Origin of the sequence: Paractinoplanes ovalisporus, assembly GCF_016834655.1 — a bacterium.
Lineage (GTDB): Bacteria > Actinomycetota > Actinomycetes > Mycobacteriales > Micromonosporaceae > Actinoplanes > Actinoplanes ovalisporus.
This window is the reverse complement of record NZ_JAENHP010000001.1, coordinates 478,706-495,075: the sequence shown is the minus strand read 5'-3', so window position 1 is coordinate 495,075 and position 16,370 is coordinate 478,706. Positions and strand designations below refer to the sequence as shown.

Here is a 16,370-nt window from a genome sequence, read left to right as displayed (position 1 = left end):
CTGGGCCAGCATCTGCAGTGGGACGCGAACCGGTTGTAGGTTTCGTCGGGGCCACAGCGGTACCGGCCCCATCTGGGCGGTACCGCTACTTTTTCGGCGTCGGGACATGACTTAGCGTCGTCCTAAGGAGATTCTGCGTGAGCGAGCTATCGGCGCGGGCGTCAAGCGCATCGACACGTGGCCGGAAGAGTCCTAGCGATCGCGGCCGACGCTCGCGTACCATCCGGCCTTGAATATCGCACAGTGAGGATCGGCGAGTGACCGGCGAGCGTGGTGGATTCGATGAATGGACTTACGCGCGGCTCGCCGATTTCATGCAGAAAGCGCGTGATGCCGGCCGATCCGAGGAGGAGGTCACAGGTCTTGCCTCCGGAATTCTCACCGAGGCGATCGATAAGGTGGCACCTGCCATAGTCCAGCGCTTAGTTTCTTCGAAGCGTCAGATGATTGCCTCTCACAACCGAGTCAATGCCAGGTTTGAGCGCTTGCTTCGTGTGCATTGGGCGCCTGGCCTAGACTCCCTCTACTCGGTCATCGTGGCAAGTGAAGAGCATTCTGGCGAGTTCTATCGAAGACATCGATCCACTAATGCGATTTCGATTGACTTATTCGACGCTCTCGCTGGCCTGCAGGCTCGCGCCTGTCGCGTCGCTTTCGAGATCCATGCACTGTTGTCGCGTGGCTTCGCCCTCGGCGCGTTAGCGCGCTGCCGGACTCTTTACGAGCTGGCTGTCACTTCCATTGTCCTTGGCGAATTCGGGAAGCCGGATCGGTGTTCGGACTTGGCGTCAAGGTTCCTTGAGCATGAGGCCATAGCGAACTTGAAGGATGCGCGTGACTTCCAGAACCACGCCGCTAGCCTTGGAGAGCGCCCGTTCACGGTAGCGGAAATGGCGCGTGCTCAGCGTAGGTACGATCGCGTGATTGAGAAGTACGGACGCGAGTTCCGAGAGCCGTACGGATGGGCCGTCCCGCTTTTCGCGGCAAAGCCGAATCCCAAGTTCTCCGATCTGGAGCAGCTTGCCGAGTTTGCCTTCTATCGGCCGTTCTACAAGCGATCTAGCCACGAGGTGCACTCGGGCTCTAAAGGTTTCAAAATGAACATCACGGAAGGCAAGCGTGGCAAGCGTTTGGAGACAGGTCGATCACTCGAGGGCCTTGCTGAACCAGGGAATCTAACTGCCATGCTGCTTACTCAGTGCACTTCATCCTACCTCGTTGATTCGGTCAACACGGCCAGCCCGGAGTCCATGCTGGCTTTGAAATCCATCATTTTGCTCACGGATGAATCCTCTTCACGCTTAAATATGGGCACTTCTTCACTTGAGCGTGTAGAAGTGAATCGGGGCCTCCGAAATCTTAGGATTGATGCATGGGGCAGCGGGAGGAGGCGGCATATTCGTAGGGTGTACGTACATGATTAGTCGAATAGTGCCTTCTCATTTAAATTGAATGCGAGCTGGACGACCCGGCAGGGACGCTCGAGTAGGCGCTAGCGTTTCTGCGCAGCCGGCGTCGTCGGTCGCACCGACGTCACGCCACCGCGCCGCTCCACCCTTCGCGGGTGGGGGCGGCGCTGGCGTTCCGGGCCGTCGGTGTTTCGGGGCGCTGGCGTTACAGGAGTGTCGGCGTTTTCGAAGCGCTGGAATTCGGAGCGCGGGCGTTTCCAGGGGCGTCGGCGTTTCCGGCCGCGGCCGTCTTTCCGCGCTCGGGTGTCCTCGGGGTGTCGGAAGATTTGGCCGCTCAGGGTATCCGGGTCGTGGGCGATGTTGCCGAGGCTTGCAGCCTTCTGTGTCAGCCCTGGTCGCGGTTCTGCGCCGGCATCTGGAGCGGGACGCCAAACCGGTTGTAGGCGTTCATCAGGGCCACCTGGACCACCAGCGCGCCGAGCTCCTCGTCGCTCAGGGTCTCGCGGACACCGGCCCAGATCTCGTCGCTGACGCCGTGCTCGGTCAGGGTGGTGGCCGATTCGGTGTATTCGAGGGCGGCCCGTTCGGCCGGCGTGAACAACGTCGACTCACGCCACGCGGCCAGCTGGATGAGGCGGTCCAGGGTTTCGCCCAGCTCCAACGCCTCGTGGCTGTGCAGGTCGATGCAGTGCACGCAGTGGTTGATCTGTGAGGTGCGCAGCTTGACGAGCTCGCGGACGGTCGGGTCGAGCGGCGATTCACGAACGGCCTGGTCGGCGGCGTAGAGCGCGCGGGCCGCCTTGGGCGCTGCCTTCGGCAGGTCGAGGCGGGGCCGGACGGTGTGGACGTGGGTGGTGGTCATGACGGTGGCCTCCGGCTGAATTCGGATAACTTTTGTCCGAGAGTTTATTCGGACAAGTCTTGTCCGAGTCAAGTAGGCTGCGGGGGTGAAGATGTCCGGCGGGGTCGAATGGGGGCTGCACTGCTGCGTCGTGCTCAGCGGGGCGGGTGAGCCGGTTCCGGCCGCGAAGCTTGCCGAACTGCACGACGTGTCGCCGAGTTACCTGGCGAAACAGCTGCAGTTGCTGTCCCGGGCCGGTCTTGTCCGCTCGACGCTGGGTCAGTCCGGTGGTTACGTTCTGACTCGTCCCGCGTCCGAGATCACAGTGCTGGATGTGGTCGAGGCGATCGACGGTGCCGTGCCCGCGTTCCGGTGCACGGAAGTACGCCAGCGGGGTCCCCTGGCCACGCCGGTGGAGGAGTGCACCACCCCGTGCCCGATCGCCCGCGTCATGGATTCCGCCGACAACGCCTGGCGGCAGTCACTGCGCGCGGTCACCGTCGCCGACCTCGTCTCCGAGGTGGGCCGGACGACGCCGGCCGAGACGCTCTCGCTGGCGCGGGCGTTCCTGCGCAGCTGAAGCGCTCATGGTGAGTGGCTGACGACTACGACGGGTCGGTCCCACGCGAGCAGAGCCGTCCGTCGCGTCGTCGATGCCGAAGATGGTCGGCGCCCACCCGTCAGGCGAGCCGGATCACCGACCGGCGTAGGGCGGCTACAGGCGCATTACCCGCCCTCCCAGGGGGACCCCCACCTGGGCAATTGTGGCGGAAATTGCTGATCAACGTGGGCGCCGTCGGGGTTTCGCTGTGGACAACTTCGCACTGTGGATAACCCGCGGCGCGGCCTTGCCCGACGATTGCCTGCTCAGGCGGTCGTTCGGTGGCGCTGCACGGGGCGGCCAGGATCTGCTGGGCGCTGCACGGGGCGGCCAGGATCCGCTGGGCGCTGCGCGGCGGCCGGGATTTGCTGAGTGCCGAACGGGCCGCGGGCCATGGTCTGCTGGGTGCTTAACGGGCGGCGGGCCGGGGTTTGCTTGGGTGATGCGCGGGCGGTCGAGATTTGCTGGGCGCTGCGCGGGCGACGGCCGGGATTTGCTGGAACGCTGCGCGGGCGGCCGGGATTTGCTGGGGCGCTGCACCGGCGGCCGGGATTGCCACGGTGCTGAACGGATGGGCGGGGATTGCTGGGGGCGCCGGCCTGAATGGTCGGCGCCCTGGGACCGGTCAGGGTTTTCCGGGGCGCCAACCTGACGGGTCGACGCCGCCGGGGACGGGGGCCTCCGGGCCGTACGGGTGGCGGGTGAAGACGAACGTGCCCATGTCGAGGTGGGTCACGGCGCCGGACTCGTCGCGTTCGATTCGTAGGCGTTCGCCTGCGAAGTAGCCGCTCAAGCCGATCCATGTGCCGTCGCCGGCTGGGCGTAGACGGGCGCCTCGGCTGCCGCCGCCGGAAAGGGGGCCCAGTTCTACGCAGCCGTCGGCTGCTGGGCGCAGCAGGAACGGGGAGGGGCCCCAGTACCACGGGCCGGCCAGCTCGAGGACAGCCGGGTCGACGTCGGTGAGCGGCTTCCACGGGGCGGGGATGCGCGGCTCGTGGTCGGCCATGATCTCGAGCAGGTCGGCCGTCACCGTTCCGACCGGCAGGCCCGCGGTGGTGTTGGCCAGCAGCACCGCGCCGACCCCGTCGTCGTGGCTCACCCACACCGTGGCGACAAAACCGGGTACCGAGCCCGTGTGGCCGGAGAGCAGGCGTTCACCGCGGCGCAGCAGCTGCGTTCCCAGGCCGTACGAGGCATTCCAGGCCGCCGCCTCGGGAGCCGACGACGGGAAGCGCATCTCCTCGATCGACTCCCGCCGCAGCACGCGGTCGTCGCCGTCGAGCAGGAACGCGGCGAACCGCGACAGGTCGGCCGCCGTCGACCACAACTCGCCGGCCGGGCCCATCGGTCCGTACGCCTGCATCGGCTCGGGCAGCAGCACATCGGCCCATGGGTGCACGGCCCAGCCGGTGGCGTGCGGCGCCGACGGGCTCACGGCCGTACGGGTCATGCCGAGCGGTTCCAGCACCTCGCGGGTCAGCACCTGCGTCCACGGCTCGCCGCGCAGCCGCTCGACCAGGGCGCCGAGCACCGCGAAACCGGGGTTGGAGTAGTGGAAGCGCTGGCCGGGCGGGTGCACCAGCGGGTTCTCCTGCAGCACGTCGGCGATCTCGGGCCGCAGCGAGCCCGGCGAACGCTCCCACCACGGGCCGGGCGGCTCGGCGGTCAGGCCCGCGGTGTGGGCGAGCAGGGCGCCGACCGTGGCGTCGCCGATCGTCGTGCCGGCCAGATGCTCGTCGAGCGGGTCGGACAGGGCGAGCCGGCCCTCGTCGCGCAGGCGCAGCACCAGCACCGTCACGAACGTCTTGGTGATCGAGCCGATCCGGTACTGCACGTCGCCGCCCGGGGTCGCGCCGTCAACGCTGCCCCAGCCCTCCAGCCACACCGGACGGCCGTCGCGCACGATGCCGGCGACGATGGACGGTGAGCGAGCGGCCACCTGCGCGGTCGCGAGTCGGTGACGCAGGGCGCGGTCGGTCTCCGGCAACAGATCCGGTTGGGTCGATGGCATGTCGCGAACCTACAAGGCCGGAACGGCAATGTCGTCTACCCGCGCCGAGGCCTCCGGCGACCCGGCCGGCGAGCCCGCGACGGAGCCGGCCAGGGCGACGGCGATCCGGTCGAGAACCGGAGTGACCGACGGTGACAGCTGGTTGTTGACGATCGCCGAGAAGACCAGCGTACGGTGATCGGAGCCGGTCACGTAGCCCGACAGCGCGGAGGCGCCGGTGAGCGTTCCGGTCTTCGCGTGGACGACCCCGGCGGCGGGCGTGTCGCGCATCCGGTTGCGGAGCGTGCCGCCGATCATCGGGTCCGGGGCGCCGGCCACGGGCAGGGCCGAGTGCCAGAGCGGGAACCACGGTTCGGCCCGTACGGCGACCAGGAAGCGGGCGAACGCAGCGGGCGGCACGAGGTTGCGCCGGGACAGCCCCGAGCCGTCGACCTGCCGCATCGTGGTGGTGTCGACGCCGAGGCGGGCCAGGTAGGCGGCGACCGCGTTGGTGCCGGCCGGCCACGACCCGGACCCGGCGGCGTGGCGCCCAATGGCCTTGACCAGCAGTTCCGCCATGGCGTTGTTGGACCGCTTGAGCAGCGGCGCCATCAGCTCGCGCAGTGGCCGCCCCTGGTGGCGCGCGAGAGTCACGGCGTCCGGTGGCGTTTCCTGACCCGCGACGATCTTGCCCTTCAGCCGTACGCCGTGACGCCGCAAAGCCGCCCGGAACGTGTCAGCGACCAGGGCCGTGGGGTCGCGGACCGTCACCGGCTCGGTCACCGGCGGCGTGGCCCGGACGACACGGCCGGTTACGGTGAGTGTGTCGGTGCCGTGGCCGCGTGTCACCGCGATCCCGGGTGCGTCCCGTGTGGTCACGGTGTGGTTGATAACGGTCAGTTGCCGGCTCGGCGGGTTGATCGAGACGCGGGCCGGACGGCCCTCGGCGGCAGCCGGAGTCACCTTGACGTTGACCGTTCCCGACAGGTAGTTGTCGTCGGGGGAGAGGGTCAGCGCCGAGATCGGAGCCGCCGACGAGGACGTCTCGTCGTCCCACGCCCATTCGAGGCCGAGCCGCTGCGTGTCGAAGGCGGTGTCGTCGGCGACCAGGTTCCCGGTGACCTCGCGCAGGCCGGTGGCGGCGACGTCGCAGGCGAGGGAGTCGAGGTCGGGCGGGGTGAGCGCGGGGTCGCCGTCGCCGCGCAGGTAGAGGTCGCCGGTGAGGGAGGAGTTCCGCCGTACACCGGAAGCTTCGGCCTCGGTCGCGAATCGGTGGCCGGGACCGAGGATCGCCAAGGCCGCGGCCGACGTGAACAGCTTGGTGTTGGAGGCGGGCAGCAGGCGGCGGTCGCCACCGCGATCGAGCAGGGTCGCGCCCGTCCGGGCGTCGGCGACCGTGATGCCGACCTGGGAACCCGCGAGGGTGGGGTCGCGCAGAATCTCGTCGATCGCCCGCCCGATGTCGCGCGGGGAGGCGGCGGCGCGCCCGAAGGCGGGCTGGGCGACGACGAGAGCGGGCACGGCGACGACCGCCGCGAGCAGCGACAGGACGGCGACTCGGACACGGGTCATGTCTTGATCAACGAGCGGGAACCCGATCCGTGGCTCGCGGCGTCTGCGTACGCGGGCCGCCCTTTCGCCGGAATTTCGGGGGCGGCCGCAACCATGGATGCCAACGACGACGGAGGTTTCTTTTGCGAGCGCTCCCCGCCCTGATCACAGCCCTGGCACTGGCCGCCGGCACCGCGGCCTGCAGCGCTGCCGCCGAGGACACGCCGGACGGCTCGGGCGATACGCCCGCGGCGCCGAACAGCAGCAGCGGTAGCGGTAGCGGCGCCGGCGGTGTGCAGCAGATCGCGACCGGCATCGACGTGCCGTGGGGCCTGGCGTTCCGGCCCGGCGGCGACGCGCTTGTCGCCGAACGCGACTCGGGCCGCATCCTGCGCCTGGCCCCGGGCGGGCAACCCGAGCCGGTGTACGAGGTTCCGGGTGTCGCCGCCCAGGGCGAGGGTGGGCTGCTCGGCCTGGCCGTCAACGACGACTGGGTGTACGCCTACTTCACCGCCGCCGACGACAACCGCATCGTCCGGTTCCGGCTGACCGGCAACGCCGAACCCGAGGTGATCTTCGACGGGATCGCCAAGGCCGGCAACCACAACGGCGGCCGCATCGCGTTCGGCCCCGACGGCATGCTCTACGTCGGCACCGGCGACGCCGGCGACACCGGCACCTCGCAGAACGCCTCCAGCCCGAACGGCAAGATCCTGCGCCTGACCCCCGACGGCGACCCGGCACCGGGCAACCCGACGGCCGGCTCCCCGGTCTACAGCCTCGGTCACCGCAACGTGCAGGGCCTGGCCTGGGACGACCGGGACCGCCTGTTCGCCACCGAGTTCGGCCAGAACGACCTCGACGAGATCAACCTGATCGAGCCCGGCAAGAACTACGGCTGGCCCGACGTCGAGGGCGAGGGCGACACCGACGGCGGCCGCTTCACCAACCCGCTCGTGACCTGGTCGACCAGCGAGGCCTCGCCGTCGGGACTGGCGATCTCCGGCAACACCCTGTACGCGGCGGCGCTGCGCGGCGAACGCCTCTGGACCGTCCCGATCGAGGGCGACGGCCTGGGCGAGCCGCGAGCGCTGCTCGAGGGGGAGTACGGCCGCATCCGTACGGCCGAAGTCGCCCCGGACGGCTCGCTCTGGGTGACCACGTCGAACACCGACGGCCGGGGCGACGTGCGCGACGGCGACGACCGCATCCTGCGCCTCACACCCGACGAGTAGGCGACGCTTTACCCCCTCATAAAGGTGCGGGGGCCGGATCACGGCCCCCGCACCGAGAACGGTCAGGACAGTCGCGCGGCCGCCTTGCTGCCGAGCGAACGACTCACCGACTCCGACGGGTCGGGCTTGCTGAAGATCTCGGTCAGCAGGTCACCCGTGCGCACCAGCACGATCTTCGCCCGGGAGCCGCCGCCGTGGTCGAAGACGATCAGCAGCGACTCGGCCCCGGCGAAGTCGCGGCTCACGATCCGCACCGACTGCCCGGCCGGCGGCGTGCAGGAACCAACCCGATCCCGTACGCCGTCGAGGTAGGTGCCCGCCCCACCACGGGTAAAGAGGGTGGTCTGCTGCAGGACGAACTGCTCCGGCCCCTTGCGCAGGATCCGGTCCATCCCGGCGACGGCCTCGGGTTTCGGCAGGCTCGGGCAGCCCAGAGCCCCCGCGTTGAACTCGAAGGTCCAGTCACCGTCCAGCTCGCCGTTCTCCACGGCATAGCCGGAACCCACGTCCGACGGCTGCAACATCATCTCCGCAGTGACGTCGGTCGGCGGCGGTGCCTTCGAGGTGGACGACGAAGGCGGCGGTGAGGAGGGGGAGGTCGGTGAGGTCGGCACCGGAGAGGACGGGGCCGGCGGGGGAGTGGTCACCGAGGCGGCCGGTGCCGGCTGGGGCGACGGCGAGCGGTTGTCACGGGCCAGGGCAACTCCGCCCGACACGAGACCGATGGCAACAACGGCCCCCACCATTGACGTACGGACGGCAGCCCGTCGCCGGGCCCGGTCACGCACCCGCTCCACGCTGTCCCACTGGGCGTTCTCGGTCTCGGCGAACAGGCGCCGGAAGTTCTGGTCAGGCATGGTCGTACTCCTCCTCGCCGAGCAGTCCGGCCAAGGCGCGGCGGCCACGGGCCAACCGGGTCTTGACGGTGTTGACGGGCACGCCGGTCTGCGCCGCCACGTCGGCGACGGACAGGTCCATCAGGTGGTGCAGGGTGATCGCCTGACGCTCGCCCACGTTGAGCTGCTTGAGCGCCGCGACCAGGGCCACGGTGTCCGGGTGGGGCGGCGGCGCGTCGGGTTCGGCCCCATGCCGTACGTACGCCTTGACCCGGTTCTTCGCCTTTCGCCAGTGATTCGCGCAGAGCCGGTACGCCACCGTGCGCAGCCACGCCTCCGGGTCGTCGTAGGCGCTCACCGCCGACCAGCGCTGCCACGCCCGGACGTACGCCTCCTGCGCCGCGTCCTGAGCCTCGGCCCGGTCACCCGTCATCGCGTACAGGTAAGTCACGAGTCGATGTCGGGTTCCGCCGTAGAACTCCTCGAAGCCGCCGTGGTCGGCCACCTCGCCCCCTTTCGGTGTCGTTACTCAGCAACACCCGCGAGGTGGTTCCCAGGTTTCACGAAATCTCGGCGATCACTGTCCGGAGGGGAGCGTCGGTTGCGCTCGCCAGCACCAGATCCGCCTTTCCGAACCTTTCCAGCGGCACGTACGCGTTGGGGATCGCGACACACCGCAAGCCGGCCGCCTGAGCCGCGGCGACCCCGTGCGGCGTGTCCTCGAAGGCGACCGCGCGGTCCGGCGTGATCCCGAGCCGGGCCAGGGCCAGCAGATAGACCGCCGGGTCGGGTTTGTGCGCCTCGACCTCATTGCCGAAGGCCGACACGTCGACCCGGTCGAGCAACCCGGCCCGCGCCAGGTTGGGGTGCACCCAGTGCTCGGGCGAGCTGCTGGCCACGGCGATCCGCAACCCCTGCGCCCGCGCCTCGTCGAACCAGTCGCGGATGCCCGGGGCCGGCTCCAGCCGCTCGTGCAGAACGTCACGATACGCCGTACGGCGGGAATGGCTCGCCGTCCGGTCGAAGCTCTCGCCCACCGCGGCCGCGAGCAGGGCGTACCGCTGCTCGTTGACGTCACCGCCGTGGTCGGCGAAGAAGCCCTCCACCGGCATCTCCAGGCCGTGCTGCCGCCACTCCCAGCGCCACGTCTCCAACAGGGTCGTCTCGGTGTCCATGAGCAGGCCGTCGAAGTCGAAGATCAACGCGTCGAGGGGCATCGGACCAGTATCGCCACACGGACGGGATCGGTTGTTCGGGGGAGGTGAGGGTGGACGTCGGTCCGGTAGCGTTCCGCCGTCACCGATGGGGATAGGGAGACGCATGGCTACCAGGCAGGCTCGTGTGCGCGGAGCGATCATCGCGACGACCGCGGCGGCGGCACTCGGCACCGGCATGATCGTTTTCGCCGCGCAGTCGTCGGCCGAGACCACCGGATCGTCCACGAGCCCGGCCAAGGTGAAGGTGATGACCACGGCCCCGCCGCCGGTCGGCCAAGCGGTCAAGTTCGCCGTCTTCGGGCAGGACTACGGCAAGGCGATGGTCACCTGGTCGGCCCCGGAGGCTCCGGCCGGCGTCGAGTTCACCGGCTTCCGGCTCTGGGTGATCTCCGACGACCCGGCGGGCCGCCCGCCGACCGAGACGACCACACCACCGCCGCCGGGAGCGCCCGGGATCAAAGCGGCCGTCGCTTCACCGACACCCCCGCCGACGACCGAACCGCCCAAGCCCAACGTCGTCCGGAACCTTCCCGCCGACGCCCGGGTGACCGTGGTGACCGGGCTCAGCGAGCGCTTCAACTACACGTTCCACCTGGTGGCGACCAGCGCGAAGGGCGAGACCCCGGACGCCACGGCCACCCTGCGCCGCACCACGGTGAAGCTGACCGCGGTCCCGTCGACGGCCGTCTACGGCGCGCCGGTCACGCTCACGCTCCAGGTCGTGCGGGCCGGTGACGGACCCAAGGCGGGCGAGGCCGTGACGCTCGAACGCCGGGCGGCCGGCAGCCCCGACTGGGGCCATGTCGGCAATCCGCGGACCGGTGCGAACCTCAAGTGGAGCGTCGTCACGCGGCCGCCCACCACGACGGTCTACCGGACGCACTTCACCGGCTCGAAGGGCATGTGGCCGGCCGACGACGCCTCCGCCACCGTGACCCTGCGTTACCTGGTCTCGGTCAAGGCGAGCACGGCCAAGCCCAAGGCCGGCCAGAAGGTCACCATCAGCGGCGCGGTCCGCCCGGTGAAGGCCGGTCTGAAGATCAGCCTCCAGCGCTACGCGGCCGGCAAGTGGGTCACGATCTCGGGTGGCGTCACGCGGGCCGACGGCTCGTACGCGATCGCCCGCACCTTCACCAAGGGCACGTGGCCGCTGCGGGTGATCGCTGCCGGCGGGACGACGATCGCGTACGGCACGAGCGGGCAGGTCACGCTGGTCGTGAAGTAAACAGTCCAGATCGGATGATCGGCTGAAGCGCGCGCACACGTCGGTTCGATAGCGTTCCGCCGTCAACGGCACATGAACGGGGGAACTCATGGCGCTCGGAACTACACGTGTGCGTGGCGCGCTCATCGCCACGACCGCGGCGACAGCACTCGGCATCGGCATGATCGCCTTCGCGGCGCAGTCGTCGGCCGAAACCAACGGCTCGGCCGCCGGCTCGTCCGCGAGTCCCGACCGGGTCCAGGCACTGACCACCCTCCCACCCCCGGTGGCGCCGGCGGTCAAGTTCACTGTCACCGGCGACGCCCGTGGCGTAGCGCTCGTCAAGTGGGAAGCGGCCGAGACGCCGTCCGGGGTGACCTTCACCAGCTATTCGGTCTACTTCTACGACACCACGCCGAAGGGGATGCCGCCCACATCGCCGGGCGGCTCGCCTCCGCCGACGCAGCCGCCGAGGCCGGTCGCATCACAGAACCTGCCGATCACCGCTCGGTCGGCTGAGTTCACCGGGCTCAATACAGGGGCCACTTACGAGGTCCACGTGGTGGCGTACGGCCCGCAGGGCATGACCACCGACTCTCCGAAGCTCCTGCGGACGGCCTCGGCGTTCCTGACCACGACACCCGCGATCGCGGTCTACGGCGCGCCGGTCACCCTGAGCGGCGTGACACCGCGAGCGGGCGAGATCGCCACGCTCGAACGGCTCCCGGCCGGCACCTCCACCTGGATCAGGGTCGGGGCCCTGCGAACCGGCGCCGACCGCAAGTGGACCCTCGTGACCAGGCCGGCCGAGACCACGGCCTACCGCGTCTCCAACGCCGGCTCCGAAGGCACGTGGCCGACCACGATGACCCGGACCGTCACCGTGCGCTACCTGGTCTCGGTCAAGGCCAGCAACACCCGGCCCAAGCCCCACCAGACGATCACCGTCACCGGGGCCGTCCGCCCGATCAAGGCCGGCGTCAAGGTCAGCCTCCAGCGCTACTCCGCCGGAGCCTGGGTCACGATCGCCGGAAGCACCCTGAGGGCCGACGGTTCCTACTCGATCGCGAAGGCCTTCGCCAAGGGCACGTGGCCGTTGCGCGTGGTCGCGGCCGGCGGCGGCACCCTGGCCTACGGCACGAGCAGCCAGGTCACCGTCATCGCCAAGTAAGCGCCCACGCAGGAGTTAATCGAAGGCGCTCCCGATCTTGGCCCGCTACCGTGAGCGGGCCAAGATTCCGGGAGGAGTGACTGTGATGGAGAAGATCAACGAGCGTCTGCTGAACTGGGCCAGCATGCTCGAAACCGAGACCCGGGGCCAGGCCGAGAAAGCCTCCCGCCTGCCCTTCATCTTCCCGCACATCGCCCTCATGCCCGACGCGCACCTCGGCAAGGGGGCCACGGTCGGGTCGGTGATTCCGACGATGGGGGCGATCATCCCCGCCGCCGTCGGGGTGGACATCGGGTGTGGCATGGCGGCCGTGCGGACGCAGTACCACCGGGATGAGCTCAAGCCGGGGCTGGCCGAGCTGCGTACGGCAATCGAGAACGCCGTGCCGCTCAGTGCGGGGTCGTACAACACGAGCGTCACCGACACCGCCCGCAAGCGGCTCGACACGCTGGCCGCCAAGGCCGACAAGGCGGGGTTCGAGCCGGGACGGTTCGCCGGCAACTGGGAGCTGCAGCTGGGCACGCTCGGCTCGGGCAACCACTTCATCGAGGTCACCGCCGACGAGAAGGGCCAGGTCTGGCTGTTCCTGCACTCGGGCTCGCGCGGCGTCGGCAACAAGATCGCCACGCATCACATCAAGGTGGCGCAGGAGTCGGCCAAGCGCTGGTGGATCGACCTGCCGGATCCCGACCTGGCCTACCTGGCCGAGGGCACCGACGAGTTCTGGCAGTACATCCGCCAGCTGCGCTGGGCCCAGGACTTCGCGCTGGCCAACCGCGACGAGATGATGGACCGGGTCGTGGACTGCTTCGCCGAATACGTGGGCGGCGAGGTGCGGGAGCTCGAACGGGTGCAGTGTCACCACAACTACACGGAGCAGGAGACGCACTTCGGCAAGAAGGTGTGGCTCTCGCGCAAGGGCGCCATCAACGCCGAGAAGGGCCGGCCGGGCCTGATCCCGGGGTCGATGGGTGACGCCTCGTACGTGGTGGTCGGCAAGGGCAACCCGGTCGCGCTGAACTCGTCGCCGCACGGCGCGGGGCGACAGCTGTCGCGGTCGAAGGCTCGCAAGACGTTCACCCGGGAGCAGCTGCGCGAGGCGATGAAGGGCATCGAGTACCGCGACACGGACGCGTTCCTCGACGAGATCCCGGGCGCGTACAAGCCGATCGACGTGGTCATGCAGGACGCCGACGACCTGGTCGAGGTGCGCCACACGCTGCGTCAGATCGTCAACGTGAAGGGCGACTAGGAGCTGGACCACGCTGAGCCGGCAGGACAGGCCCTAAACCACTACACGGCCCCGGCCCGAGCTCTTGGCCCGGTAGAGACGCTTGTCGGCGTCCGAGGCCAGGCCGGCGAGCTGGTCGGGGCCGCCGTGGTGCACGCCGATGCTGATCGACACGGCGAGCCCGGGCGCGATCGAGGGCCAGGCGAATTCCCGTACGGCGTCGACGACCGCCTGGGCGCGGGACTCGGTCACCTCGGGCCGCACCCCGGCCAGGATCACCACGAACTCGTCACCGCCGAGCCGGGCCGCCAGATCGGCCGGGCGCACGTGCTGCGACAGGATCCCGCCGATCGCGGCCAGCACCAGGTCGCCGACGTCGTGCCCGAACCGGTCGTTGACCTGCTTGAAGTGGTCGACGTCGATCATCATGACGGCGTAGTCGGGCGCGCTCAGGTCGCCGGCCAGATAAGCCTGGTAGCCGCGCCGGTTGGCCAGGCGGGTCAGGTCGTCGGTGAGCACGTCGCGGCGCAGCTGTTCGTGCTCGATCCGGCGCCGCTCCACCTCGATCGCGTCGCGCATCGCCGTCATCCGCTCGATCCGGTCGCTCCACCGCAGCCGGGCCAGCTCGTCGCCGTAGCGCAGGGCGGCCGCGGGGGTCCCTGGCCGGTGCGCCACCAGGCTCAACGCGAGCAGCCGGGCGCTGGCCGGGGTCATCTCGGGCAGCACCAGACCGTCGGCCAGACGCGCGGCCGTGGCGGCGTCCCCGGCCCGCGCGGCCCGGATGGCCGAGGCGAGCATGGCCACGGCCTCGTCCACGTCGACGAAGAAGAAGTCCGCGAACGGCACCCCGGCCAGAGCGGCCAGCAGCAGAACATGCCCGTGGTACTGCAACCGCCACGACGGCGGCCAGTCCGGCCCGACCACCGCGTCGGCGTCCTTCAGCAACGGCACGACCCGGTCGGCGGCGCCCGCCCAGTCGCCGATCATGGCTTGGGCGCAGCTCCAGTCGAGCACCAGGTCGACCTGGTTGATCGCGATGACGATCCGCTGCCGCCGTACGGTGGCCGGCCAGCGCTGCTCGGCCTCGGCGTCGAGGGCCTTGTCGGCGAGATCGTGGTGCTCGAGCGCGACCTCCCAGAACCCCATGAGGTGGGCGACCTGCCCGACCTCGATCTGCGCGGCCACGCGGTGCACCACCGGGCCGCCGGGCGTGTCGAGCAGACCTACCGCGCGTACGAACGGGCTGGCCGCACCCTCCGAGACGTCCAGGGCGCGGCGCGCGTCGGCCCGGCGGGCGGCGCTGGCCGCGAGGGCCAGCGAGAGCAGCACGGGGTCGCCGAGGCCGACCGCGCACCGCAGCATGTCCTGCAGATGCGACGAATGATCAACCCCGGTTTCCCGTACGGCGAGAGACCGCGCGAAGTGCAGCAGGATCTCGACGTCGGCCCAGTCGTCGCGCCCGATCTGCCGGCAGGCCGCCTCGATCTGCTCGGGGCTCATCTCGCCCTGAGCCGCCTCGATCAGCGCGTACGCGTGCTCAATGGCCTGGGCATGCTCGTCGGGCGGAGACATGCGCCTCCCTCCGATCCCCGCGTCAGCCTGATCAGGCTACGCCGAGCGGCCCGACGTATCACCGCAGAACCGGAAAAACCGTTCCCGCGATCAGGGCCCCGACCAGGGTGCCCGCGACGACCTGCGCGACCGTGTGCGCCGAGAGCACCAGCCGCGACCAGCCCACGAGCAGCGCCACCGGCACGCCGATCAGGGCGACCGGCCCATGGATCGCCACCAGCACGGCCACGGTCCCGGCGGCCACCCCGCTGTGGATCGACATCTTCCAGAAGGCGGTGACCAGCGCGAAGACGACCAGACCGGTGATGCCGGCCGCGAGCAGGGCGAGCAGTTCCCGGGGAGCGCCGAGCGCGACGAGCACGGCGGTGCCGATCGCGACCGACACCATGCCGAAGATCAGCGGCCCGCGGCGGTGCTCGCGCTCGGGGATGTGCACGCTGGTGAGCCGGCCACGGCGGACACCCCTGACCACGTACGCCATGGGAATGCCGGCGGCGAACAACGCAGCCGGCGCCCCCCACCACCGCGACACGCCCGGCTGGCTGCCCGCGTGGAAGCCGACCACCAGGAGCAGCACGGCGACCAGCACCCCCGGCGCGAGCACCTCGGTGATCACCCGGGCGAAAGTGGTCACGCGCGGGGAGGCGGTCCCGTGGGCGGAGACGATTCCGGGGGCGGAGGCGGTCGCGCGGGCGGAGGGGCTGGAGCGGTCGGTCACACCTGGGCCTTCCGGTAGGACGCCGGCGGCACGCCGACCATGGCAGTGAAGTCGCGCGTGAGGTGCGCCTGGTCGCTGTAGCCGAGGTCGGCCGCGAGCGCGCCCAGGTCGACGGGCGTGCCGGCCTGGATGCGGTCGGACGCCTCGTGCAGACGCGCCCGGCGGATGACCCACTTCGGGCTTACGCCGACGTAGTCGCCGCACAGCCGCTGCAACTGCCGGACGCCGACCGAGAACTCGCGGGCCAGGTCGTCGACCCGGGTGATGCCGGTGTCTTCGGCGGCGCGGGCCACCACGGCGGCGGCGAGCTCGGCGGCGGGGGAGGGACGGTCGGGCGCGCGGTCGGTCAGAAGCGCGTCCATCACCCGTACGGCGGCCTGGTCGTCCGCCTCCAGGATCTGCTCGGCCAGACCGTCGCCGAAAACGGTCTCGACCGGAACGTAACGGCCCGTGATCGTCGAGACGGGGGCGCCGAGGAACGGGCGGAACCCGCCGGGCCGGAAACGCACGCCGAAGACCCGTCCGGTGCCCTCGAGGGTTTCGCGGAACGGGCCCGTGACGACGCCGGCGATCCGGCAGCGGCCCGGCTTGAACGTGACGTTGACCGCGGGGTAGGGGAGAACGCGCTGCTCGTACGGCTCCTGACCGCGCAGGTCCCACGACACGATCCAGTAATGCTCGACGTACGGGGTGAGGTTCGCGGCCGCCGCGGGCGCGCTGAAGCCGAACTTCCGCCGGCCCATGCCCGGGTTGAGGATGGCCGGCACGCCCCGCAGCCTAACAAGTCGCGTTTT

The 16,370-nt window shown here is 70.1% G+C and carries 15 protein-coding genes; 6 read left to right on the top strand and 9 right to left on the bottom strand.

All coding sequences use genetic code 11. The annotated features are described in order from the left end of the window. Nucleotides 1–257: 257 nt before the first annotated feature. Nucleotides 258–1,424, top strand: coding sequence for a DUF5677 domain-containing protein (locus JIG36_RS02250; RefSeq protein ID WP_203374274.1), 1,167 nt, complete (start codon nucleotides 258–260; stop codon nucleotides 1,422–1,424). A 370-nt stretch (nucleotides 1,425–1,794) separates the two neighbouring features. Here JIG36_RS02250 and JIG36_RS02245 read toward each other — a convergent pair whose 3' ends face one another. Further along, nucleotides 1,795–2,271, bottom strand: coding sequence for a carboxymuconolactone decarboxylase family protein (locus JIG36_RS02245; protein ID WP_203374273.1), 477 nt, complete (start codon nucleotides 2,269–2,271; stop codon nucleotides 1,795–1,797). Between the two features lie 91 nt (nucleotides 2,272–2,362). Between JIG36_RS02245 and JIG36_RS02240 the strand changes: the two genes are divergently transcribed. After that, nucleotides 2,363–2,830: an RrF2 family transcriptional regulator gene (locus tag JIG36_RS02240; RefSeq protein WP_203374980.1), complete on the top strand. Its 468-nt coding sequence runs from the start codon at nucleotides 2,363–2,365 to the stop codon at nucleotides 2,828–2,830. Nucleotides 2,831–3,476: 646 nt separating this feature from the next. Here the strand turns inward: JIG36_RS02240 and JIG36_RS02235 are convergent. Together JIG36_RS02235 and dacB are read right to left on the bottom strand one after the other, a co-directional pair. Then, on the bottom strand, nucleotides 3,477–4,862 hold the full coding sequence (locus JIG36_RS02235) for a serine hydrolase domain-containing protein (protein WP_203374272.1): 1,386 nt from the start codon (nucleotides 4,860–4,862) through the stop codon (nucleotides 3,477–3,479). A gap of 9 nt (nucleotides 4,863–4,871) precedes the next feature. Next, nucleotides 4,872–6,413, bottom strand: coding sequence for a D-alanyl-D-alanine carboxypeptidase/D-alanyl-D-alanine endopeptidase (gene dacB, locus JIG36_RS02230; protein ID WP_203374271.1), 1,542 nt, complete (start codon nucleotides 6,411–6,413; stop codon nucleotides 4,872–4,874). A gap of 122 nt (nucleotides 6,414–6,535) precedes the next feature. Here dacB and JIG36_RS02225 point away from each other — a divergent pair, with 122 nt between their 5' ends. Beyond that, nucleotides 6,536–7,627: a PQQ-dependent sugar dehydrogenase gene (locus JIG36_RS02225; RefSeq protein ID WP_203374270.1), complete on the top strand. Its 1,092-nt coding sequence runs from the start codon at nucleotides 6,536–6,538 to the stop codon at nucleotides 7,625–7,627. A 62-nt stretch (nucleotides 7,628–7,689) separates the two neighbouring features. On the opposite strand, the gene JIG36_RS02220 is transcribed toward JIG36_RS02225, so the two are convergent. From JIG36_RS02220 to JIG36_RS02210, 3 genes are read right to left on the bottom strand one after another with little or no spacing between them, the layout of a single operon-like run. Then, the gene (locus tag JIG36_RS02220) at nucleotides 7,690–8,484 is read right to left on the bottom strand and encodes a hypothetical protein (protein WP_203374269.1); all 795 of its coding nucleotides are present in this window, start codon (nucleotides 8,482–8,484) and stop codon (nucleotides 7,690–7,692) included. Continuing rightward, the gene (locus JIG36_RS02215; protein WP_203374268.1) at nucleotides 8,477–8,968 is read right to left on the bottom strand and encodes a sigma-70 family RNA polymerase sigma factor; all 492 of its coding nucleotides are present in this window, start codon (nucleotides 8,966–8,968) and stop codon (nucleotides 8,477–8,479) included. Before JIG36_RS02215 ends, JIG36_RS02220 begins: the two co-directional genes overlap by 8 nt. Nucleotides 8,969–9,023: 55 nt before the next feature. Further along, nucleotides 9,024–9,680: an HAD family hydrolase gene (locus JIG36_RS02210; protein ID WP_203374267.1), complete on the bottom strand. Its 657-nt coding sequence runs from the start codon at nucleotides 9,678–9,680 to the stop codon at nucleotides 9,024–9,026. 103 nt (nucleotides 9,681–9,783) lie between these two features. Between JIG36_RS02210 and JIG36_RS02205 the strand changes: the two genes are divergently transcribed. From JIG36_RS02205 to JIG36_RS02195, 3 genes are all read left to right on the top strand, one after another. Next, on the top strand, nucleotides 9,784–10,905 hold the full coding sequence (locus tag JIG36_RS02205; RefSeq protein WP_203374266.1) for a hypothetical protein: 1,122 nt from the start codon (nucleotides 9,784–9,786) through the stop codon (nucleotides 10,903–10,905). 88 nt (nucleotides 10,906–10,993) lie between these two features. Then, nucleotides 10,994–12,055 (top strand): fibronectin type III domain-containing protein, encoded by a 1,062-nt coding sequence (locus JIG36_RS02200; protein ID WP_203374265.1) that lies wholly within the window; start codon nucleotides 10,994–10,996, stop codon nucleotides 12,053–12,055. 85 nt (nucleotides 12,056–12,140) lie between these two features. Further along, nucleotides 12,141–13,307, top strand: coding sequence for an RtcB family protein (locus JIG36_RS02195; protein WP_236045485.1), 1,167 nt, complete (start codon nucleotides 12,141–12,143; stop codon nucleotides 13,305–13,307). A 33-nt stretch (nucleotides 13,308–13,340) separates the two neighbouring features. Here the strand turns inward: JIG36_RS02195 and JIG36_RS02190 are convergent, their stop codons facing one another. The 3 genes from JIG36_RS02190 to JIG36_RS02180 all read right to left on the bottom strand — a co-directional run bounded on the left by JIG36_RS02190 (nucleotide 13,341) and on the right by JIG36_RS02180 (nucleotide 16,343). Then, nucleotides 13,341–14,858, bottom strand: coding sequence for a GGDEF domain-containing protein (locus tag JIG36_RS02190; RefSeq protein ID WP_203374263.1), 1,518 nt, complete (start codon nucleotides 14,856–14,858; stop codon nucleotides 13,341–13,343). Nucleotides 14,859–14,916: 58 nt separating this feature from the next. After that, complete coding sequence (locus JIG36_RS02185; RefSeq protein ID WP_203374262.1) at nucleotides 14,917–15,492, bottom strand: phosphatase PAP2 family protein; 576 nt, start codon at nucleotides 15,490–15,492, stop codon at nucleotides 14,917–14,919. Between the two features lie 80 nt (nucleotides 15,493–15,572). Further along, nucleotides 15,573–16,343, bottom strand: coding sequence for an AraC family transcriptional regulator (locus tag JIG36_RS02180; protein ID WP_307872531.1), 771 nt, complete (start codon nucleotides 16,341–16,343; stop codon nucleotides 15,573–15,575). Nucleotides 16,344–16,370: the final 27 nt, after the last annotated feature.